Genomic DNA, 21,174 nt, shown 5'->3' on the forward strand with positions numbered 1-21,174 from the left:
GACCGTGCGCGGGCCGTTCCTAGGGAGCCGGGACCACCGTCGTCGTCAAGCGCAGGTTGAGGGCTTTCAGGACGCGTATGGTCGTATCGAGGCTCGGATTGCCCTCGTCGGACAGGGCTCGGTACAGGCTCTCGCGGGAGAGACCCGTCTCTCTGGCGATCTGGGTCATGCCATGAGCGCGCGCGGCGACGCCGAGCGCATGTCGCAGGAGAGCGGCGTCTCCCTCCTCGAACGCAGCGGCCAGATACTCGGCCACCGCTTCATCGGTGTCGAGATAGTCGGCAGAATCATAGGGCTGGGTCGTGGTCATCGCTCATTCCTTGCGGAGTTCTCGCTTTAGGAGTCTCACCTCACACGGTCCGCGCGATCGCCTTGGCCCGAGCGATGTCGCGATCCTGGCTTCCTTTGTCACCGCCGCACAGGAGAATGACGAGAGCCTCGCCCCGACGAACGAAATAGATCCGGTAGCCGGGCCCATAATCAATTCTCAGTTCGCTCACGCCCTCTCCGACGGGCCTTACATCGCCAGGATTGCCATGGGCGAGACGGTCGAGGCGCAGCGCGATCCGTGCCGTTACGCGGGTGTCGCGAAGGCCCCTCAGCCAGCCGTCGAACACGTCGGTGCGGCGCATGTCCATGATTCAGGAATGTAGCTCATGGACTACGTTTCTACAATCGATGGAGCAGGCGCGATCTGGATCGAGGGGACAGGTCGTGGCAGGACTGTGCGTCGAACGTCCATATGTCCATCCGAACGGCAGGCCCCGTGACCTATCCCCGCGACCTCGTCGGCTACGGCCGCAACCCGCCCCATCCGCGCTGGCCGAACGGCGCGCGGATCGCGGTGCAGATCGTGCTCAACTACGAGGAAGGCGGCGAGAACTGCATCCTGCATGGCGATGCTGCCTCGGAGGCGTTCCTGTCGGAGATCGTCGGCGCCCAGGCGTGGCCGGGCCAGCGGCACATGAACATGGAATCGATGTTCGAATACGGCTCGCGTGCGGGCTTCTGGCGGATCTGGCGGCTGCTCCAGGCGCGGAACATTCCCGTCACCGTGTTCAGCGTCGCCACGGCGCTGGCCCGCCATCCCGACATCGCCGCGGCCATGAAGGAGGCCGATTGGGAGATCGCCTGCCACGGCCTGAAATGGATCGACTACCGCGACTTCACCCGCGAGGAGGAGAAGGCGCATATGGACGAGGCGATCCGCATCCACACGGAGATCACCGGCGAGCGGCCGCTGGGCTGGTACACGGGCCGCTCCTCGGTCCACACCCTCGATCTCGGCGTGGAGGCCGGCTTCACCTGGCTCGCCGATTCCTACGCCGACGACCTGCCCTACTGGATCGAGGAACCGAGCGGGCGGGGCCTCGTGGTGCCCTACACCCTGGACGCCAACGACATGCGCTGCGTCGCGCTGCAGGGGTTCAACACCGGCGACCACTTCTTCACCTACCTGCGCGACACGTTCGATGCGCTCTACGCGGAGGGCGAGAGCGCGCCGAAGATGATGTCGGTGGGGCTGCATTGCCGCCTCGTCGGACGGCCGGGCCGGATCGGGGCGCTGGCCCGCTTCCTCGACCATATCGCCGCCCATGAGGACGTCTGGGTGGCACGACGGATCGACATCGCCCGGCACTGGATCGACCATCACCCGGCGGGGGCATAGAACCCGACCTCGACGGTAGGGTTCGTCGTGGTTCTCGATCTCATCCCGAGCGGCGCCGATCCCGACCGATGATCGTCCTCGGCGCGCTCGGCGGACGCCCGCCGCCGCGCGGTCGTCCGGTTTGTGGCAGCGGGAGGGAAAGATCGACGTGAGAACGAGCCTCGCAGACAAGCCCCCCGCCCGCCGCCGCCGCAAGGACGGCGAGGCGCGGCGCGAGGCCATCCTCGATGCGGGGCTCGAGATCTTTTCGGGGCTCGGCCTGCACGGAGCGAGCCTGGACCGGCTCGCCGAGCGGGCCGGGCTGTCGAAGGCGAACCTGCTCTATTACTTCCCCTCGAAGGAGGACCTGTATCTGGCGGTGCTCCGACGCGTCCTCGACGTCTGGCTCGACCCACTGCAGGAACTCGACGCCGACAGCGATCCGGCCGAGGCGATCCGGGCTTATATCCGCGCCAAGCTCACCCTGTCGCGGGACGCGCCGCAGGCCTCGCGGCTGTTCTGCCTGGAGATCGTCCAGGGCGCGCCGCTCCTGCGGGCCGAACTCGAAGGCCCCCTACGCGGGCTGGTGGAGAGCAAGGCGGCGATCCTGCGCGGATGGATCGACCAGGGCCGCATCGGTGCCCACGACCCCCACCACCTGATCTTCTCGATCTGGGCGATCACCCAGCACTACGCCGATTTCGCGGTCCAGGTGGATGCGGTCACGGGCCGGAGCCTCGACGAATCCGACTTCTTCGAGAGCACCGTGGCGAGTACGCAGGCCCTGATCCTCACCGGGCTCGGCCTGCGATAGGCACTCGGCAGGTTTCGCGTCCCGGGACCCGCTCGGGAAGCGGGCCCCATCGGCGGCGAGATCCCCGAAAAACCTACTTTTTCGAGGCGAGATACGCGATCACGTCGTCGATCTTCTTGTCGTCGGGATAGCCGGCGAACACCATCTTCGTCCCCGGCACCTTGGCCTTCGGGTTCTTCAGCCATTCGTGCAGGTTCGCCTCGTCCCAGGTGAGGCCCGACGCCTTGAGCGGGGCCGAGTAGGAATACCCGTCGAGGGAGGCCGCCTTGCGCCCGACGACCCCGGTCAGATCCGGGCCGACACCGTTCTTGCCGAAGGCATGGCAGGCCTTGCAGGGCGCGAACGCCTTCTCGCCGGCGGCCGCATCGCCTTCGGCATGGGCCGCCATCGGAAGCAGCATCGCGACGAGAGCACCGAGCATCGGGTACCGCATGGGGTTTCCTCTCCGTGGTTGTTTTGAATACCTCCAGAAAACTGACCGCGCCCTCCGCGAAGGCAATGTCCGCGAGTGAGACCTCACGAGAACGTGTCACGGCGGGGGGATGAACCGGGCCGCCGACGCGAACCCGCTCGGGCCCCCCCGCCGTTTCAGCAGAAACCGCCTTCCCGCCGGGCAGATCGAAGAGAGTTTGAGCAAACGGCCGAAAAGGCCGATTTCGAGTTTGACCATATGGTCCAAACAGCTACCGTTCATCATCGAACGGGACGAACAGGACACTCTTCCGTTCGCAACCTTGACCGGGATTGGATCCCATCGTCCAATCTCCGCCAGAATAGCGAGGCGGTCATGAATGTCGGCGTCTTCATTCCCATCGGCAACAATGGCTGGCTCCTGTCGGAGAACGCGCCGCAATACAGACCGAGCTTCGAGCTCAACAAGCAGGTGGTGCTGAAGGCCGAGGGTTACGGGTTCGATTTCGCCCTGTCGATGATCAAGCTGCGGGGCTTCGGCGGCAAGACCGAGTTCTGGGACCACAACCTCGAATCCTTCACGCTGATGGCGGGCCTCGCCGCGGTGACGAGCCGGATCAAGCTCTTCGCCACCGCGGCCACCCTGTGCATGCCCCCCGCCATCACCGCGCGGATGGCCTCCACCATCGATTCCATTTCCGGCGGCCGCTTCGGCCTCAACCTCGTCACCGGATGGCAGCGGCCGGAATACTCGCAGATGGGCCTGTGGCCCGGCGACGAGTACTTTTCGCGGCGCTACGAATACCTCTCCGAATACGCCCAGGTGCTGCGCGATTTGTGGGAGACGGGGTCCTGCGACCTCAAGGGCGAGTTCTTCCAGATGGACGATTGCCGGCTCTCGCCCCGGCCTCAGGCGGAGATGAAGATCATCTGCGCCGGCCAATCGGCCGCCGGCATGGCGTTCACGGCGAAATATGCCGACTACAATTTCTGCTTCGGCAAGGGCGTGAACACGCCCAAAGCCTTCGCCCCCACGGTGGAACGGCTGGAACTCGCCAAGGCCGAGACGGGCCGGGACGTGTCGTCCTACGTGCTGTTCATGATCATCGCCGCCGAGACCGACGAGGAGGCCCGCGCCACCTGGGAGCATTACAAGGCGGGGGCCGATGCCGAGGCCATCGCCTGGCTCGGGGTCCAGGGGGCGGCCGACACCAAATCCGGCTCGGACACCAACGTGCGGCAGATGGCCGACCCGACCTCGGCGGTGAACATCAACATGGGCACCCTCGTCGGCTCCTACGCGGAGGTGGCGCGGATGCTCGACGAGGTCGCCACCGTGCCCGGCACCGAAGGCGTGCTCCTGGTGTTCGACGATTTCCTCGAAGGCCTCGACGCCTACGGCACCCGCATCCAGCCGCTGATGCGCTCGCGGGCGCATGTCACCGCCGATGCGGTGCCGATGGCGAAGGTGGCGTGATGGTCGCCGGCTATCACGACCCGGCCGGGCGCCATGGCGGCATCACCCTTCCCGCGCGGCCGGAACCCATCGCCTTCGATGCCGAGGCCACGGCTCTCATCGTCGTCGACATGCAGAACGCCTACGCGACGAAGGGCGGATACCTCGATCTCGCCGGGTTCGACGTCTCGGCGACCGGGCCGGTGATCGGACGGATCGCGACGGCCGTCGCCGCCGCCCGCAAGGCCGGAATCAGGATCGTCTGGTTCCAGAACGGCTGGGACCCGGACTATGTCGAGGCCGGAGGGCCGGGCTCACCGAACTGGCACAAGTCGAACGCCCTCAAGACCATGCGCAGCCGCCCCGACATGAACGAGCGGCTGCTGGCCAAGGGCACCTGGGACTACGCCCTGGTGGATGCGCTGAAGCCCGAGCCCGGCGACATCGTGCTGCCCAAACCGCGCTACAGCGGCTTCTACAACACCCAGCTCGACAGCCTTCTGCGCTCGGCCGGCATCCGCACCCTGGTCTTCACCGGCATCGCCACCAACGTCTGCGTGGAATCGACCCTGCGCGACGGGTTCTTCCTCGAATATTTCGGCGTCGTCCTCGCCGACGCGACGCATCAGGCGGGGCCGGACAGCCTGCAGGCGGCCGCGCTCGCCAATATCGAGACCTTCTTCGGCTGGGTCTCGGACGTGGCGAGTTTCAAAGCGGCGCTGGCTGAGCGGGACGCCGTGGTGGCGGAGTGACATCCTCCCTCCCGCCCTCGACCTCATCCTGAGGTGCCCGCGTCAGCGGGCCTCGAAGGAGGCCTCCGCTACGCTGCGGCACCTCAGGATGAGGTCACGGGCGGGCAAGACGACACAGGCAACACAGGCAACGAAGACGGCCATTTCGACGATCGAACGGGAGTACTGCGAACCATGCCCAAGACCGTGATCATTCCCCCCGGCACCGGCAAGCCGTTGGCCCCCTACGTGCCGGGCACCCTCGCCGACGGCGTGCTCTACGTCTCCGGCACCCTGCCGCTGGATGCCGACGCCAACGTCGTCCATGTGGGCGATGCCGGCGCCCAGACCCGCCACGTGCTGGAGACGATCAAGGGCGTCGTCACGGCGGCGGGCGGTACCATGGACGACGTCACCTTCAACCACATCTTCCTGAAGGACTGGGCCGATTACGCCGCGATCAACGCGGTCTATGCCAGCTACTTCCCCGGCGAGAAGCCGGCGCGCTACTGCATCCAGTGCGGCTTGGTGAAGCCCGACGCCCTGGTGGAGATCGCCACGATCGCGCATGTGGGCAAGCCGTGAGCGCAGCCATCCACCACGAGATCCACGGGGCCGGAGCGCGCACCATCCTGCTCTCGCCGGGTCTCGGCGGCTCCTGCGGCTATTTCGCGCCGCAGATCCCGGCTCTGGCCGAGCGCTTCCGGGTGGTCGGCTACGACCATCGCGGCACCGGGCGCTCGCCCGATGCCCTGGAGGAGGGCCACGACATCGCGGCGATGGCCCGCGACGCGCTCCGGGTGCTGGACGATCTCGGCATCGCCAGCGCCGACATCGTCGGCCATGCGCTGGGCGGCCTGACCGGCCTCGAACTCGCGCGCACCCATCCCGACCGGGTCGGGCGCCTCGTGGTCGTCAACGGCTGGGACAGGGCCGATCCGGCAACGAAGCGCTGCTTTGCCGCCCGCAAGGCGCTCCTGACCCATGCCGGACCGGACGCCTATGTGGCCGCGCAGGCCATCTTCCTCTACCCGGCGCCCTGGCTGTCCCTCAACGCCGGGCGGGTGGCGGCGGACGAGGCCCATGCCCTGGCGCATTTCCCCGGGCCTGAGAACACGTTTCGGCGGATCGCGGCACTCGAGGCCTTCGATCTCAGCGATCGTCTCGCCGACATCCCGCACGAAACCCTGGTGATGGCGGCGGAAGACGACGTGCTGGTGCCCTATCTGTGCTCGGAGCGGCTCGCGTCGGGCCTGCCCGACGCCAGGCTGGATCTGGCCAAGGGCGGCGGCCACGCCCATAGCGTGACGCAGGCGGAGGCGTTCAACCGCGCCCTCCTCGCCTTTCTCGACCGACCCTGAGCAGGTTCGCATTGGCAAGCCAACGCGTCACCTCGCTCAGGCCTCTGAAGTGTCGCAGGTTTTGAGGCGCAAAACCGGTGACCACTTTTGCTGAACCCGCTGAGAGGAAAGCCCCCGGCCATGAGCGACACGACGATGCCCACGGTCGAACCCGGCGCCTTCCGCGAGGCGATGTCGCATCTGGCCAGCTCGGTCCATCTCGTCACCAGCGATGGCCCCGGAGGACGGGCGGGCTTCACCGCCTCCTCCGTCTGCAGCGTCAGCGACGCGCCGCCGACCCTCCTGGTCTGCATCAACCGCACCTCCTCGGCCTACGCGGCGGTGAACGCCAACGCGGTCCTGTGCGTGAATACCCTGTCGGGCGAGCAGGCCGGTATCGCGGGTGCGTTCGGCGGTCGCACCCCCATGGACGAGCGCTTCGCCGCGGCGGCGTGGGGCGAACTCGCCACCGGGGCGCCGGTGCTGGAGGGGGCGCTCGCCGCCTTCGATTGCCGCATCGTCGCGCGCCACGCCGTCGGCAGCCACGACGTGCTCTTCTGCGAGGTGGTGGATCTCTCGGAGCCCGGCGGCGGACAGGGCCTCGTCTATGCCGGCCGGCGCTACCACACCTTGCCCGTGTCATCGCCGGCGTCACCCGCGCCCGCCCGCAAGACGGACGGCCTGCTGGGGGCGCTCTGACGCCGCGCATCCGAACCATGCGGCCCATCAGGCCGTTGATCGCGCAAGTTCGATGGGCGGGAGGATGTTGATTTATCCACCGGGGCTGCTTACCGCATAGCCATTGAACGACGTCGGACTTGTCATGCGCCACGGCATCGGCCCGGAGAACCGGGTTCGACCGGGCGTGCCAAGCTCTCTATTTGCATCGGGCATTCGAAATACACTTTCCGCCCTACGCTGCGGGGCGAGACCATAGACTCGGTTGTGTCGTTCCAACGATCTTCACCAATGGTGCCGTAGGGTCGAGCGTGCGATTTCGTGGGGGACCTGCTTGGCTCGGCACCATACCTTCCTCGAACGCCTGTTCGATCTAAAACCCTATGCGTCGGCCTTCAGCACTGCCCTGCTGGGCTGGCATCCCGCCCTGCGGCGGAGCACGGGTTACTTCCCGGACTTCGCCTGGCCGGCCGACCGCGCGCGGGTGATCAGCGACGAGACCCGGACACATCGCCTCTGCGCGCCCGGCTACGACGCGGCGCGGGCCATCGTGATGCGCCACAACGCCGATGTGATGAATGGGCTGGAGACGGCCTGCACGGGGGACACCACCCGCACGATGATCGCCGGGATCGGCGGCATCCTGATTCCCGGCCACACCGTGATCCCCGCCGATTACGACACGGGCCGCCAGATCTCCCTCGGCCAGCGGGGCCAGGCGCGCTGGGCCTTCTGCCACCCCGCACCGATCGGCCTGCGCAAGATCGTCCTGACGGAGCGCTGCCTCGCGATCCCACCCGTCTTCCATTTCGGCCATCTCCTCACCGACGTGCTGATGCCGATCTGCGAGGCCGTGCGGGTCGGTGCCATCGACAAGCGGGAGGAGACGGTGTTCGTCACCGCCTCGCACCCGCCCCTGGTGACCGCCTTCCTCGACGGGCTGAAGGCGCTCGGCTACCCGATCCGGCAACTCGTGCTCAAGGCGACGGATCATGTGGTCACGGAGCGCTATGTCTATGCCCGGAGCCATTGCCCCAATATCGAACGGATCTTCGGCGTACCCCAGGCGCTGGATACGGCACGGGCCATCTTCCGCGCGGCCTATCGGGGGCATCCGGTCACGCCGCCGGCCTCGAAGCTCTATCTCCGGCGCCGCAACCAGCGCCTGCGCGTCGTGGAGGGCGAGGACGCGCTGGTCGAGCGGCTGGAACGCGCGGGCTTCCGCATCTTCGAGCCGGGATGGGGCAACCATGCCGAGCAGATGGCGGCGATAGCGGGTGCCGACGTCGTGGCCGCCGTGCATGGCGCCGCCCTGGCCAACACGATCTTCTGCAAGCCCGGCGCCACCGTCGTCGAGCTGATGGCCTCGACCTCCCGCAAGAGCACCGTGCTTCACTGGGCGAGTGAGGGCGGGGCCGGCTACGTGCCGGTCCTGGGCGGCCCGGAGGGCGCCCGGCAATCCTTCGCGATCGATCCCGCGGCCACGGCGGAGGCCATCCTCCGCGTCGTGGAACCCGCACCGAGACTCCATGCCGGGGCCTGACACATGATGACCCCGGACAGCTCGGCACGCGACCTCGCGGTGCGGAACGCCCTCTGCGTGGCCGGCTACCTCCTGCTGCTGGTCTCCGCCTATTTCATCGCCAAGAACCTCTCGGCCAAGCTGATGATCGCGGGGCTCGTCACCATCGCCGTGAGCGATCCGACCCTCCTGCGCGAACGCCTGCCGCGCCCCCTGGAATGGGGGCTCGCCGCGCTCGCGGGCTTCGCCGCCTGGACGGTGCTCGGCCTTCTCGTCAATGGCATTCCCCTGGGGCCGGCGAGCGATGCGGTGGCGAATTTCGCGCTCCTGGCCGTCGCCCTCCTGGCGGGACGGCGCCTGCTCGCCTGTTGCGGCCTCCGCTTCATCCTGGGCGCGCTCTTTGCCGTGGCCAGCCTCAGCGCCCTCCTGACGCTCGTCCTGCATTTCGGCGGGGGGCTCTCCTTGGCGGACAGGCTCGTGCCGCTGGGCCGGCCGTCCAACTCCATCCCGGGAGCCGGCGGCCTCTGCATCGCCCTGATCGGCATCGTCGCCCTCCTCGGCGACCGGTCACGCCCGGCCACGCCCGCGACGATCGCCCTCGTCGCCCTGGCCGCGCTGCCGATCGTCGTGGCCGTGGCCATGACCCAGAGCCGCGGTCCCATCCTCGCGACGGTCGTCGCCCTGGCGGCGGCGCGGCTGCCGTGGCGTCCGGACGGTTGGCGCCTCTTCGCGGTGGCCCTCCTGGCCTGGAGCCTGACCACGGCGCTGATCGTGATCGAGCCCTGGCTGAGAGCGATGCTCTGCGTCGACCAGTCGAATTTCTGCCGACCCTCCAGCCGCCAGCAGATCTGGACCTGGGTGTTCGAGCATATCTCGCAGAGGCCCCTGCTCGGTTTCACGCCCGTCTTCCGCTTTGCCGATTCGCTCTTCAACCACGCCCATAACGGCCTCTTCGGCACGGCGATGTATTTCGGCGTCCCGGCCTTGGTGGCCGCCCTGGCCACGACCTTCGTCTATTGCCGTCACCTCGCGACCGTCGACGGAGGGCTCTCGACGTTCTGCGCCGCCGCGCTGATCTTCAGCTTCGGCTACATGGGATCGGACCTTCCCAACCCGTTCTCGTTCGTGAACATGCATTTCTTCTTCCTCTGGCTGCCCATCGCCTTCGCCTTGGCGGGGCAGTCGGAGGAGGCCGCGACCGGGTTGGATTAGGACATCGTCCCGAAGCGTCGCGCCGCCGCTCCATGGGGTGCGGCTGCCACGCTCCTTGCATCACGCGATCCGCATCACACGCCCACACCGGTCCGGAGACGACGCGATCATGGCAGCCGAATCCTATTTCCCCGTCTGGCGCGCCAGGGATGCGACGTCGGAGGCCACGGACGTCATGCCCGACGAGCGGCTGCCCGCGGGCCAGACCCTGCTCCTCGGCTTCCAGCACGTGGTGGCGATGTTCGGCGCCACCGCGCTGATGCCGATCCTGATGGGGTTCGACCCCAACCTGGCGATCTTCTTCTCCGGCATCGGTACGCTGATCTTCTTCCTCGCCACGGGCGGCCGGGTGCCGAGCTATCTCGGCTCGTCGGCGGCCTTCGTCGGGGTGGTGATCGCAACCACGGGCTATGCCGGGGCGGGGCCGAACCCCAACATCGCCGTGGCGCTCGGCGGCATCGTCGCGGCGGGCCTGCTCTACGGCCTCGTGGGCGCCGTCATCGGCCTCGTCGGCTATGCCTGGGTGGAGCGGGTGATGCCCCCGGTGGTGACCGGCGCGGTGGTGGCCGCCATCGGCCTCAACCTCGCGCCGATCGCGACGCGGATCATCTCGGCCTCCGCCTTCGACACCTGGTTCGGCCTTCTGACGGTGGTCATCGTCAGCGTCATCACCATCTACGCGCCCGGCCTCGCCCGGCGCCTGCCAATCCTGATCGGGGCGGCCCTCGCCTACCTGCTCTATCTCCTCCTCGCCAACGGGTTCGGTCTCGCCAAGCCCATCGACTTCTCCGCCGTCATGGCCGCCCCCTGGATCGGCGTGCCGGGCTTCGTGGCGCCGGTCTTCGACCCCAAGGCGATCGCCCTCATCGCCCCGGTCTTCGTGGTGCTGATCGCCGAGAATCTCGGCCATATCAAAGCCATCGGCGCGATGACGAGCCGCAACCTCGACCCCTACATCGCCCGCGCCTTCCTCGGCGACGGCCTCGCCACCATGCTGTCGGGCGGGCTCGGCGGCACGGGGGTGACGACCTATGCGGAGAATATGGGCGTCATGGCCATGACCCGGATCTACTCGACCCTGGTCTTCGTGGTAGCCGGCTTCACCGCGATCCTGTTCGGCCTCTGCCCGAAATTCGGGGCGCTGATCCTGACCCTGCCGGTGCCGGTGATTGGCGGTCTCTCGGTGGTGGTGTTCGGGCTGATCGCCGCTACCGCCGGGCGGATCTGGGTGGAGAACCGGGTGGACTTCGCCAATGCCCGCAACCTCCTCACGGTCGGCGTCGCCGTGGTGCTGGGCGCGGGCGACCTCACCCTGAAATTCGGGTCCTTCGCCTTCGGCGGCATCGGCACCGCCACATTCGGCGCCATCCTGATCTATCACCTCCTCGGCATGACGAGGATCGGACGCGCGCGGGTGTGACGACGGCGCGGCCTATTCGGCAGCGAACAGCCCCGGCATCTCCGGCACGGCGCTTCCCGGCAGGGATGCCTTGGGGTCGCCCGGCCCGGTCTCGCAGCCGAGGACGGGCAGGGCGATGACGCGCAGCCCGCGAAAATCCGTGCGGCAGACGATGGTGCCCCGCGTCTCCACATAGGCGAGGAGCCGCCGGGCGCGCCCCGGCGAGCGGCTGCCGATGGCCCGCGCCAAGGCCTCGTCGCCGGGGCAGGGCTCTCCGGCCAGGGCCGCGCGGGCGAGGAGCAGGAACAGGCCCTGGACCTCGTCGGGCAGGTTGGCGGCGGCGGCCTGCGCCTCGTCCCAGCGCCCGTCCCCGTCGGCCGGGGAGGCCTCACCGTCGAACCCGGCCCGCGCCACGCCGAGGCGGCGGCGGAAGGCGGCGAGGGTGAGGGATTCGCCGTCGAGCCCGCGCATGCGGCAGCGCACGAGGAAGTCCTGGTAGATCACGGCCACGGGCTGGCGCCCGGCATCGGGGTCGGCGGCGATGCCGCGCAGCACCTCGTCGAGGCCGGCGCGCAGCTCCTCTTCGCTCAAGGGCTCGGGCGCCTCGACGGGCTCGGGCCGGTAGGCGCTGAGTTCGCGCAGGAGGTCGGCGGGGCTCGCACGGGGCGTCGGCGGAGTGCGCGGTGCCGGAGCCCAGGAGGCCGGGCCATCCTCGGCCGAGCGGGTGAGAATGAGGGCGCGCAGATCCGCGTCGGCGGGAGCGGGAAGCGGCACGAGCTTGGGCGAGCCCGAGCGCGCCGAGGTGGAGACCGGACCGATGCGCAGGGCCAACGGCCGGCGGCTCAACGCCGGGCCGAGGGCCACGAACTCGCCGCGAGACAGATCGCGGAACCGCTCGGCGCCGCGGCGGTCAAGGCCCAGCAGGTCGGCGGCGCGCGCCATGTCGATGTCGAGGAAGGTGCGGCCCATCAGGAAGTTGGTGGCCTCGGCCGCCACGTTCTTGGCGAGCTTGGCGAGGCGCTGCGTGGCGATGATGCCGGCGAGCCCGCGCTTGCGGCCACGGCACATCAGGTTGGTCATAGCCCCGAGAGAGGCCTTGCGCGCCTCGTCGGAGACGTCGCCGGCGGCAGCGGGCGCGAAGATCTGCGCCTCGTCGACGACGACGAGGACGGGGTGCCAATGGCTGCGCTCGGCCTCGAACAGGCCACCGAGGAAGGCGGCGGCGGCGCGCATCTGCGCCTCCATGTCGAGGCTCTCCAGGGTGAGGACCACGGAGACCCGATGGGCGCGCACCCGCGCCGCGATGGCCTGGAGATCGCCCTCCCCATGGGCGCCGTCCACGACCACGTGGCCGTAGGCCTCGGCCAGGGTGACGAAATCGCCCTCGGGATCGATGATCACCTGCTGGACCGAGCCCGCGCTCTGCTCGAGCAGGCGGCGCAGGAGATGCGACTTGCCGGAGCCGGAATTGCCCTGGACCAGGAGTCGGGTGGCCAAGAGTTCCTCGAGATCGAGCCGGGCGGGCTCTTCGCCCGGCCCCATGCTCAGACCCATCTCGATCCCCACCGTCATTCCCGCTCCGCTGTCCGTATCGCGCCCGCGACGAGACCGATCCTAGCACGGATAGGCCCAGGGTGCGGAGCACGAGGGCGGCGCATCCACAGGCACGAGCCTCGTCGATTGGACATAAAGACCTAGGCTATTTGCCCTAGGTTTTTAAGCAAAGGACGAACATCCTAGACACTCCACGCTCAAGGCTTTGCGGACGCGCACACGGCCGCTCCATCGACCATGGGCGCTGCATTTTCCTGCAGGCCGCCCTTGCCGCCCTGCCCCGCGCATCTAGATTCCGGTCTCATGAACCCAGTCCTCATCGTTGCCCTGGTCTGCGCCTCGACAATCCAGGCCCCCGACTGCTCCCGCGAGACGGCCCTCGACGTGATCACGGGGCCTGCCCACACGCTTCAGGAATGCATGATGCAGGGGCCGGTCCTGGCGGCCAATGCCGGCCACGGCAACAATCCGGACACCTACGTGAAGACCCGCTGCGAGCCGCGGCGCTGAGCCGGCCGGGCGCGAATCCCCCAGGAACGGAGCCCCATGAGTAACGACGTCAGCCCGGACCGGGCGGTGATGATCCGCCTGCGCGCCCGCCTCGCGGTGGTGGAGCGGGCGGCTTGGTTCGGCTTCGCCGAGGCCATGCGCCGGCAGCCGGAGGAAACGGAAGCCTATATCGCGGCCGAGCGCGCCAAATGCGCCGCCGGGTTCGCAGGCCCGGCCTGGGCCCGCGACCTCAGCGATGCGGAGCGAGCGATGCTCGGCGCCGAGGTGGATGCGGGGCTGGCGCAGCTGGTGGAGGATGCCAAGGGAGAGTGATCTTCTCGGGTCCCTTCCACACGCAGGTCTGGCCGCCGGCGGAACCCGGTGCGGCGGTAGATGCCGCGGCCCCCGCGCCTCTCCGGGCGCTGTCCGTCGCGACCAGGCTAGGTCCTCGATCGATCTGCGACAAAATCGCAACAGACCGTCGATTTTAAGAGTGTTGCGGAAGAGAATCTCGACTTACACCTGAAAACCCATGATTGCTCCCCTGATCGACTGGGGAACATCCATGGCCACCGTTCAGGTTGAAGATAACTACTTCGATATTGAAGCAATCCATGGCGCATGGTCCGCAGGATTTCTTAGAAAGACATCGGCCACCAAATATACGCTCTCGCGCGACGATGGCACCTCCTATGGAATGGAGCTGGTCGGATCCGGCTTCGAATACACGAAAAGCGGAGACATCAAAGCCGGGACGATCAAGTCGATCAGCTTGATCCACGTCGATGGATCGACGCAATGGACGATGTCGGGACTTTCGCTCAACGCGAATGCCTTTCGTATTGCACTGACCGATTCGAGTTTCGATGATAAGGGGCCGCTCCTCAAGCTGTTCGCCCCCATTGCACTGACCGTCTACGGCGCGTCTCTAGACGATAAGTTCTTCGGCGGCCAAAAGGCCGATACCTTTCTCGGTGGGTTCGGCTCGGATACCTTCGTGGGTGGCTCCGGCAAGGATGCGATCGACGGAGGGATCGGGGATTACGACGTCGTGGACTACAGTCGCGAGTCCGGCGGCAGGGCCATCAAGGTCGATCTCGAGAAGGGCACGGCGACCGATACCTACGGATTCGTGGATTCGATCAAGAACGTCGAGTTGATCATCGGTACGGACAAGGCCGATTCCTTCATGGGATCGAAGACGGCGTCCTACGAAGCGTTCAGCGGCGGTGATGGCGCGGACATCATCAACGGCGGCGGCGGAACCCACAACACGGTCCGGTACGACATCACGAATTCGACGGGCGTGATCGTCGAACTGGCGGGCAATCCGGATGGGAGCGGCTTTGGACGCTCCCTCTCCCCGCTTGAGGATGACAGGTTGATCGGCATTCAAGACGTCGTGGGAACGACAAGCGACGATACGATCATCGGCTCCAATGAAAACAACATCCTCTCCGGCCTTGCGGGCGCCGATCATCTCGACGGCGGACGAGGGATCGATACGGTGGATTACTCTCTCGAAACCGGATGGGGCATCGGCATCAGGGTAAACTTGGAACAATCGTCCGGCTACGACTTGATGGGAAAAAAGGATGATCTGATTTCCATCGAAAACGTCACCGGATCGGGGTCGAGAGATTTCATCACGGGCTCCCAGCTCAAGAATACGCTCCTAGGGCTCGACGGCAACGATACGCTTCGAGGTCTTGCGGGAAACGACCGCCTGTCGGGTGGCGATGGAGCCGACATTCTCTTCGGCGGTCTCGGCAAGGACATCCTGACGGGCGGTTCGGGCCACGACACCTTCGTCTTCGATAGCACGCCGAATGCCGTGTCGAACGTGGACAGGATCGTCGACTTTTCCGTGTCCGACGACAGGATCAGGCTCGATCACCCTGTCTTTGCCGCCCTCGCGGAGGGCCATCTCGCCTCCGACGCCTTCGTCATCGGCGCCAAGGCCACTGATGCCGGTGATCGGATTCTCTACAATTTCAAGACCGGCGCCGTGTCGTACGATGCCGACGGCAACGGCGGTGCGAGTGCGGTGCAGTTCGCCACGCTCAACGCGAACCTCAAGCTGACGTCGGACGATTTCTACATCCTGTAGGAGCACCGGGGGGCACTCCGGGGCCTTCACCCGCCCTACAGATCGCGCCAGGCCGGCGGCATCGCCAGACCCGGCAGGCTGGTCGCCGCGTGGATTCCGATGGCGACCGCGCGGGCGAGGGTGTCGGCCGCCGCCGCGCCGATACGGGCGAGATCGGTGATGGGGTCGGAGAGGGGAATCCGTCCGGTGGAGACCGCGAAGACCACATCGCCGTCGAGCGGCGTGTGGACGGGGTGGATCGCCCGCGACAGGCCGTCCTGTGCCATGACCGCGAGGCGGCGGCACTGAGCCTTGGTGAGGATCGCGTCGGTGGCGACGAGGGCCAGGGTGGTGCTGGTGCCGGGCGGGGCCTCGCGGGGCCAGGTGAAGGCGTCCGCCGGCATCGGATCGGGGAAGCCGAGGCCGCCGAACTCCCCCTCCCGCTCGAACGGCGCCGCCCAGAAATGCCGCCCCTCCCCCACCGTGACCCGGCCGAAGGCGTTCACCGCCACCAGCGCGCCGACCCGCGCGGGCGTGCCGTCCACGAGGGAGGAAGCCGAGCCGAGGCCGCCCTTGAGGTTGGCCGTGCGCGCGCCGTAGCCCGCCCCCACGGTGCCGAGGGTGAAATCCCGTGCCGCCGCGTCGGCGGCCGCGTAGCCGAGGTCGCGGTAGGGCGGGAAGCGGCCCCAGTTCTTGTCACCGCCGTTGAGGAGATCGAACAGGATCGCGCCGGGGACGATGGGGACGCGGATGTCGGCGACGGGAACCCCCCTCCCCGCCTCGGCGAGCCAGGCCACGACGCCGGCCCCCGCGTCGAGACCGAAGGTGGAGCCACCGGACAGGGCCAGGGCGTCGATGCGCTCCACCGTGCGCTCGGGGTCGAGGAGGTCGGTCTCCCGGGTACCCGGCCCCCCGCCGCGCACGTCGACACCCGCCACCACGGCCGGGTCGAACAGGATCGCGGTGGTGCCGCTCGCCACGCGCGCATCCTGGGCATGGCCCACGGTAATGCCGGCGATGTCGGTGATCAGGTTGCGCATCCAGAGCCTCCGAACCTCGCTCAGAACGATCGCATGCCCGGGCGGTCGGGGCCAGCGGCGGCGGGCTCGGGCGGTTCCTTGGTCCGCCGCGCCGCACGGAAGGAATCGGCGGCATAGAGCGCCAGCGCCAGCCAGATCAGGACGAACAGGACCAGTCGATGCAGCTCCAGGCGTTCGCCATAAACGAGGACGCTGAGGCCCAGCAGGCAGGAAGGGGCGAGGTATTGCATCAGCCCCAGGGTGGAGAGGGTGAGGCGCTGGGCGGCGGCGGCGAACCAGATCAGCGGCAGGGCTGTGGTGGCGCCGGTGAGGAGCAGGAGGCCGAGGCGGACGGGATCGCCGTTCACCACGGCGGGGGCGGCGAGGACGAGATAGAGGCCGGCGGCGGGCAGGAGCAGGAAGGTCTCGGCGGCAAAGCCCACCATGGCGTCGACGCCCACCACCTTGCGCACCAGCCCGTAGAGCGAGAAACTCGCGGCGAGCGTCAGGGACAGCCAGGGCAGGTGCCCGGCCAGGACCACCGCCAGGATCACGCCGGCGGCGGCGAGCCCCACCGCCACGGCCTGGACCGGCCGCAGCCGCTCGCCGAGAACGAGGGCGCCGAGCGCCACGCTCATCAGCGGATTGATGAAATAGCCCAGACTCGCATCGAGCATGTGCCCGGACTGGACCGCCACGAGGTAGAGCAGCCAGTTGATCGCGATGAGCCCAGCCGAGACGACGAGGAGAAGGTGGCGGCGCCTCAGGGGAAACGGGTTGCGCACCCGCCGGCGCAGGATCGCCAGCAGACCGACCACGAGCACGCTCGACCAGACGATGCGATGGGCGAGGATGCTGCCGGCCGGCACGGAATCGAGCAGCCGGAAATGCACCGGTACGACGATGCCCCAGCTCAGGTAGGCTCCGAGCGCGTAGATCAGCCCCACGACGTTCCTCCCGTCCCGCTTCGGGGATGGGACGGGGTTTACACCAAGATCCGAAGCGGAGCTCGGGCGCGGGATGGGGGGAAGCAATGCGTCGAGGGGCCGCTTCGCCCTCCCCGTCCGCGAAAGGGGGGAGGCCGATCAGCGGCGCGGCGGGGTGATCGGGTCGCCGCGCAGGAGGGCGTTCAGGCGCTCGGTGTCGAACCCGTCCGTGGCCTTCGGCTTGGCCGGCGCGGGCTTGAGCGAGGCCGTCTTCGTCACCGCGGGTTTGGCGGCGGAGGATGGGGAAGGCTTCGATCCGGTGGGCCTGGCTCCCGTCGGGCGGGGTGCGGCGGGGGCGGTGGTGGAGACGCTGGCCGTGCCGCCGAGGGGCAAGGACGGCGACGGGATCGAGCCGGTATCCTGCGGTTCGCTGGGAACGGGGGTCCGCACCATCTGTGGCGGCGACGGGGCGGGGAGATGGGCCAGCCGGTCGGCACTGACGAAGCCGATCGCCAGGACGCTCAGGCCGAAGACGCTGCCGACGACGAGGAAGCGCAAAATACGCACGCGATACGCTTTCTACAAATACTCAACACCTTGAATACCGCTTTTAAACCAAGGCCGTTAACGAACCCGAGCATCGCCGTCCGGCCCGACCGTGCCATTTTCTGACCCTTCCTCCCGTCGCGGGCGGGAGGTGGTCACAGGATCTGGCTGAGGAAGGCCTGGGTGCGGGCATGGCGCGGCCTGTCGAAGAACTCGGCCGGCGGCGCCACCTCGATGACCTGGCCCTCGTCCATGAAGACCACGCGGTCGGCGACCTCGCGGGCGAAGCCCATCTCGTGGGTGACGCAGAGCATGGTCATGCCGCCGCGCGCCAGCTCGGCCATGGTGTCGAGCACCTCCTTGACCATTTCCGGGTCCAGCGCCGAGGTCGGCTCGTCGAACAGCATCACCTTCGGGCTCATGCACAAAGCGCGGGCGATCGCCACCCGCTGCTGCTGCCCGCCCGAGAGCTGGCCGGGAAACATCCCCGCCAGTTGCGGGATGCGGACGCGCTCAAGATACTCCATCGCCAGCGCCTCGGCCGCCGCCCGGCCCATTCGCTTCACGTGGATGGGGGCGAGGGTGCAATTCTCCAGTACGGTGAGATGGGCGAACAGGTTGAAGTGCTGGAACACCATGCCGACCTCGCGGCGCACGGCGTCCACGCTGGCCTGCGCCCCGGTGAGTTCGGTCCCGTCCACCCGGATCGTGCCCTGCTGGTGAGCCTCGAGCCCGTTGACGCAGCGGATCAGGGTCGATTTGCCCGAGCCCGAGGGACCGCAGATCACGATCTTCTCCGCCTTCGCCACCGTGAGGTCGACGTCGCGCAGGACGTGATGGGCGCCGAACCACTTGTTGACGCCGGAGAGCGCGACGGCGGGGGAAGTCTGCGGTGTCGTCAAGGATTCACTCGTCATCGTCTCTCTCCCGCCGCGAGGCGGCGCTCGATGAACCCGGCATAGCGCGCCATGCCGAAGCAGACGGCGAAATAGACGAGGGCGGCGAAGATGTAGGCGGTGGCCGGGATGGTGGCGGCCGACCAGCGCGGATCGGCGCGGGAGGCTTCCAGCACGCGGATGAAATCGCTGATGCCGACGATGGAGACCAGGGTGGTGTCCTTGAACAGGCCGATCATCGTGTTGACGATGCCGGGCAGCGCCACCTTCAGCGCCTGGGGCAGGATGACGAGGCGCAGCGCCTGGCCCCGGCCGAGGCCGAGCGCCGCCGCCGCTTCGGCCTGCCCCTTCGGTACGGTCTGCAGCCCGCCGCGCACCACCTCGGCCATGTAGGCGGAGGCGAAGAGGGCGATGCCGACCAGCGGCCGCAGCAGGCGGTCCACGGTGATGTCGCCCGGCAGGAACAGCGGCAGCATCACGTTGGCCATGAACAGCACCGTGATCAGCGGCACCCCGCGCCAGAACTCGATGAAGGCGGTGGAGAGCACGCGCACCACCGGCAGGGTCGAGCGCCGCCCCAGCGCCAGCAGGATGCCGAGCGGCAGGGAGACGACGATGCCCACCGTGGCCACCACCACGGTGACGAGGAAGCCGCCCCACAGGCCCGTCGCCACCGACGGGAGGCCGAGCGACGGCGCGCCGGCAAGCAGCAGGTAGGCGGAGACCGGGAAGGCGACGAAGGCGAAGAGCGCGCCGAGATCACGCCGGGGCGCCCCGAGCCAGAGCATCCATCCCGCGGCGAGGGCCAGCAGCGCGACGGCGAGGTTCGGGCGCCAGCGCTCCGGCGCGGGGTAGGAGCCGTAGGCGAGGTAGTTGATCTTGTCGGCGATGAAGGCCCAGCAGGCCCCCACCGGCCGCCCCGCCACCTCCGGCCGGCAGGCATCCCCCGACGCCCCGGTCCAGACCGCATCGATGACGAGGAAGCGGATCGCGATGGGGAGCAGCCAGGCGAGCAATCCCAGGATCAGCAGGGTGGTGAGCCCGTCGGCGAAGCTCGAGAACAGGTTCCGGCGCAGCCAGCCGAGCGGTCCGCCGACCGTGGCGGGTGGCGGGCGCGAGGCGACGAGATCGGCACGGACGAATCGCTCCATCCTCTAGCGCTCCACCATGGTCACGCGGCGATTGTAGAGGTTCATCAGGAAGGCCGTGGTGAGGCTGAGCGTGAGGTAGACCGCCATGGTGATCGCCACCACCTCCACCGCCTGGTTGGTCTGGTTGAGCACGGTGCCCATGAAGACGTGGACGAGGTCGGGATAGCCGATCAGCACGGCCAGCGACGAGTTCTTGGTGACGTTGAGATACTGGCTGGTGAGCGGCGGCACGATCGCCCGCATCGCCTGGGGGACCACCACGAGGCGCAAGCTCTGGCCCCGGCTCAACCCCAGGGCGGAGGCCGCCTCCCCCTGCCCCCGCGCCACGCTGGAAAGGCCCGCCCGCACGATCTCGGCGATGAAGGCGGCGGTATAGGTGGAGAGCCCGAGAACCAGGGCGGCGAATTCCGGCAGGATCGGCAACCCGCCCTCGACATCGTAGGGACCGCGCGCCGGCCAATCGACCGCGACCGGATGGCCGGCGAGCGCCAATCCGATCCAGGCGAGACCCGGCAGGAGGATCGTGAGGGCGAGCCCCGGCAGCCAGACCCGGACCGGGGGTCGCCCGGTCTCCGCCGCGCGGCGCGCCCGCCGTCGCAGGAGCGACAGGGCGGCGAGGCCGGCGAGGAAAGCCACCGGCACCAGCCAGGCGAAACCTGAAAAATCCGGGCGCGGCAGGACGAGGCCGCGCTGCGAGACGAAGGCGCCCCCCAGGCTCGCGGGAGCCTCGGCCGAGGGCAGGGCCACTCGCACGGCCACGTACCAGACGAGGAGCTGCAGCAGCAGCGGCACGTTGCGGACCGCCTCCACATAAGCGGAGGCCAGCCCCCGCGCGAGGAGGTTCGGCGACAACCGGGCGATGCCCACCACGAAGCCGATCAGCGTGGCAAGCACGATGCCCAGCGCCGCGGCCAGCAGCGTGTTGCAGAGCCCGACGAAGAACGCATCGAGATAGGTCGAGGTCGCCGCCGCGTAGGGGATCAACCGCTGGCTGATGTCGAACCCGGCATTGCGCGACAGGAAGCCGAACCCGGCGACGATGCCCTGTTTGGCGAGTTTCTGCGCGGCGTTGCCGGCGGCGACGTAGACGAGGCCGGCGACGGCGAGCGCCAGGACGATCTGGAGCGCGAGGGCGCGAAGGGAGGTCTTTCGGGATTCAGCCATGGAGCCGCTTCCCGTTGAACGAGAAATCCGCGCGCCATCCCCTCTCCCCGCTGGGCGGGGAGAGGGCCGCGGGGACCTCGTCGTCCCTGCGGCAAGCGAAGGCGTCAGCCGCAGCGAGGGTGAGGGGGT

The 21,174-nt window shown here is 68.4% G+C and carries 22 protein-coding genes and 1 pseudogene; 13 read left to right on the top strand and 10 right to left on the bottom strand.

Features of this window, described 5'->3' with window-relative positions:
- Positions 1-19 precede the first annotated feature (19 nt).
- Entirely contained in the window at positions 20-310 is a 291-nt protein-coding gene (locus A3OM_RS0110190; RefSeq protein WP_018043656.1) for an addiction module antidote protein, read from the bottom strand.
- A 40-nt stretch (positions 311-350) separates the two neighbouring features.
- Positions 351-641: a type II toxin-antitoxin system RelE/ParE family toxin gene (locus A3OM_RS0110195; RefSeq protein WP_026175905.1), complete on the bottom strand. Its 291-nt coding sequence runs from the start codon at positions 639-641 to the stop codon at positions 351-353.
- A 125-nt stretch (positions 642-766) separates the two neighbouring features.
- Here A3OM_RS0110195 and puuE point away from each other — a divergent pair.
- Together puuE and rutR are read left to right on the top strand one after the other, a co-directional pair.
- Positions 767-1,654 (top strand): annotated as a pseudogene (gene puuE / locus A3OM_RS0110200) (allantoinase PuuE); the annotation flags it as partial.
- Positions 1,655-1,817: 163 nt separating this feature from the next.
- Positions 1,818-2,462 carry an HTH-type transcriptional regulator RutR gene (rutR, locus tag A3OM_RS0110205; protein WP_051074395.1) on the top strand — a complete coding sequence of 215 codons (645 nt, stop codon included), beginning with the start codon at positions 1,818-1,820 and terminating at the stop codon, positions 2,460-2,462.
- 73 nt (positions 2,463-2,535) lie between these two features.
- On the opposite strand, the gene A3OM_RS0110210 is transcribed toward rutR, so the two are convergent.
- On the bottom strand, positions 2,536-2,895 hold the full coding sequence (locus tag A3OM_RS0110210) for a cytochrome c family protein (RefSeq protein WP_026175908.1): 360 nt from the start codon (positions 2,893-2,895) through the stop codon (positions 2,536-2,538).
- Positions 2,896-3,249: 354 nt separating this feature from the next.
- Here A3OM_RS0110210 and rutA point away from each other — a divergent pair, with 354 nt between their 5' ends.
- The 8 genes from rutA (at position 3,250) to A3OM_RS0110255 (ending at position 11,232) form a co-directional block, all read left to right on the top strand.
- Positions 3,250-4,350, top strand: a complete 1,101-nt coding sequence (gene rutA / locus A3OM_RS0110215; RefSeq protein ID WP_018043661.1) for a pyrimidine utilization protein A — start codon at positions 3,250-3,252, stop codon at positions 4,348-4,350.
- The gene (gene rutB / locus A3OM_RS0110220; protein WP_018043662.1) at positions 4,350-5,081 is read left to right on the top strand and encodes a pyrimidine utilization protein B; all 732 of its coding nucleotides are present in this window, start codon (positions 4,350-4,352) and stop codon (positions 5,079-5,081) included. The genes rutA and rutB overlap by 1 nt, the downstream gene beginning before the upstream one ends.
- A 174-nt stretch (positions 5,082-5,255) precedes the next feature.
- Positions 5,256-5,645 (top strand): pyrimidine utilization protein C, encoded by a 390-nt coding sequence (gene rutC, locus A3OM_RS0110230; protein WP_018043664.1) that lies wholly within the window; start codon positions 5,256-5,258, stop codon positions 5,643-5,645.
- Entirely contained in the window at positions 5,642-6,421 is a 780-nt protein-coding gene (rutD, locus tag A3OM_RS0110235) for a pyrimidine utilization protein D (protein WP_018043665.1), read from the top strand. Before rutC ends, rutD begins: the two co-directional genes overlap by 4 nt.
- Before the next feature lie 120 nt (positions 6,422-6,541).
- Entirely contained in the window at positions 6,542-7,099 is a 558-nt protein-coding gene (locus A3OM_RS0110240) for a flavin reductase (protein ID WP_018043666.1), read from the top strand.
- Positions 7,100-7,412: 313 nt separating this feature from the next.
- Positions 7,413-8,621, top strand: a complete 1,209-nt coding sequence (locus A3OM_RS0110245; RefSeq protein WP_026175910.1) for a glycosyltransferase family 61 protein — start codon at positions 7,413-7,415, stop codon at positions 8,619-8,621.
- Positions 8,622-8,624: 3 nt separating this feature from the next.
- Positions 8,625-9,812, top strand: coding sequence for an O-antigen ligase family protein (locus A3OM_RS0110250; protein WP_018043667.1), 1,188 nt, complete (start codon positions 8,625-8,627; stop codon positions 9,810-9,812).
- 109 nt (positions 9,813-9,921) lie between these two features.
- Positions 9,922-11,232, top strand: a complete 1,311-nt coding sequence (locus A3OM_RS0110255) for a solute carrier family 23 protein (RefSeq protein ID WP_018043668.1) — start codon at positions 9,922-9,924, stop codon at positions 11,230-11,232.
- Positions 11,233-11,244: 12 nt separating this feature from the next.
- Here A3OM_RS0110255 and A3OM_RS0110260 read toward each other — a convergent pair whose 3' ends face one another.
- Positions 11,245-12,783 (bottom strand): ATP-binding protein, encoded by a 1,539-nt coding sequence (locus A3OM_RS0110260; protein ID WP_018043669.1) that lies wholly within the window; start codon positions 12,781-12,783, stop codon positions 11,245-11,247.
- A gap of 285 nt (positions 12,784-13,068) precedes the next feature.
- On the opposite strand from A3OM_RS0110260, the gene A3OM_RS0110265 reads away from it, so the two are divergent.
- The 3 genes from A3OM_RS0110265 (at position 13,069) to A3OM_RS0110275 (ending at position 15,364) form a co-directional block, all read left to right on the top strand.
- Positions 13,069-13,275, top strand: a complete 207-nt coding sequence (locus A3OM_RS0110265; RefSeq protein ID WP_018043670.1) for a hypothetical protein — start codon at positions 13,069-13,071, stop codon at positions 13,273-13,275.
- A 36-nt stretch (positions 13,276-13,311) separates the two neighbouring features.
- Positions 13,312-13,587, top strand: a complete 276-nt coding sequence (locus tag A3OM_RS0110270) for a hypothetical protein (protein WP_018043671.1) — start codon at positions 13,312-13,314, stop codon at positions 13,585-13,587.
- Between the two features lie 199 nt (positions 13,588-13,786).
- On the top strand, positions 13,787-15,364 hold the full coding sequence (locus tag A3OM_RS0110275; RefSeq protein ID WP_157196461.1) for a calcium-binding protein: 1,578 nt from the start codon (positions 13,787-13,789) through the stop codon (positions 15,362-15,364).
- Between the two features lie 35 nt (positions 15,365-15,399).
- Here A3OM_RS0110275 and A3OM_RS0110280 read toward each other — a convergent pair whose 3' ends face one another.
- The 6 genes from A3OM_RS0110280 to A3OM_RS0110305 all read right to left on the bottom strand — a co-directional run bounded on the left by A3OM_RS0110280 (position 15,400) and on the right by A3OM_RS0110305 (position 21,045).
- Positions 15,400-16,383, bottom strand: coding sequence for a P1 family peptidase (locus tag A3OM_RS0110280; RefSeq protein ID WP_018043673.1), 984 nt, complete (start codon positions 16,381-16,383; stop codon positions 15,400-15,402).
- Positions 16,384-16,403: 20 nt separating this feature from the next.
- Positions 16,404-17,309 carry an EamA family transporter RarD gene (gene rarD / locus A3OM_RS0110285; protein WP_018043674.1) on the bottom strand — a complete coding sequence of 302 codons (906 nt, stop codon included), beginning with the start codon at positions 17,307-17,309 and terminating at the stop codon, positions 16,404-16,406.
- A gap of 138 nt (positions 17,310-17,447) precedes the next feature.
- The gene (locus tag A3OM_RS0110290) at positions 17,448-17,855 is read right to left on the bottom strand and encodes a hypothetical protein (protein WP_157196462.1); all 408 of its coding nucleotides are present in this window, start codon (positions 17,853-17,855) and stop codon (positions 17,448-17,450) included.
- 134 nt (positions 17,856-17,989) lie between these two features.
- Positions 17,990-18,751 (bottom strand): amino acid ABC transporter ATP-binding protein, encoded by a 762-nt coding sequence (locus tag A3OM_RS0110295; RefSeq protein ID WP_018043675.1) that lies wholly within the window; start codon positions 18,749-18,751, stop codon positions 17,990-17,992.
- The gene (locus A3OM_RS0110300; protein WP_018043676.1) at positions 18,748-19,881 is read right to left on the bottom strand and encodes an amino acid ABC transporter permease; all 1,134 of its coding nucleotides are present in this window, start codon (positions 19,879-19,881) and stop codon (positions 18,748-18,750) included. Before A3OM_RS0110300 ends, A3OM_RS0110295 begins: the two co-directional genes overlap by 4 nt.
- A 3-nt stretch (positions 19,882-19,884) precedes the next feature.
- Complete coding sequence (locus A3OM_RS0110305; protein ID WP_018043677.1) at positions 19,885-21,045, bottom strand: ABC transporter permease subunit; 1,161 nt, start codon at positions 21,043-21,045, stop codon at positions 19,885-19,887.
- Positions 21,046-21,174: the final 129 nt, after the last annotated feature.

The sequence above is a fragment of the Methylobacterium sp. 88A genome (assembly GCF_000376345.1).
Lineage (GTDB): Bacteria > Pseudomonadota > Alphaproteobacteria > Rhizobiales > Beijerinckiaceae > Methylobacterium > Methylobacterium bullatum.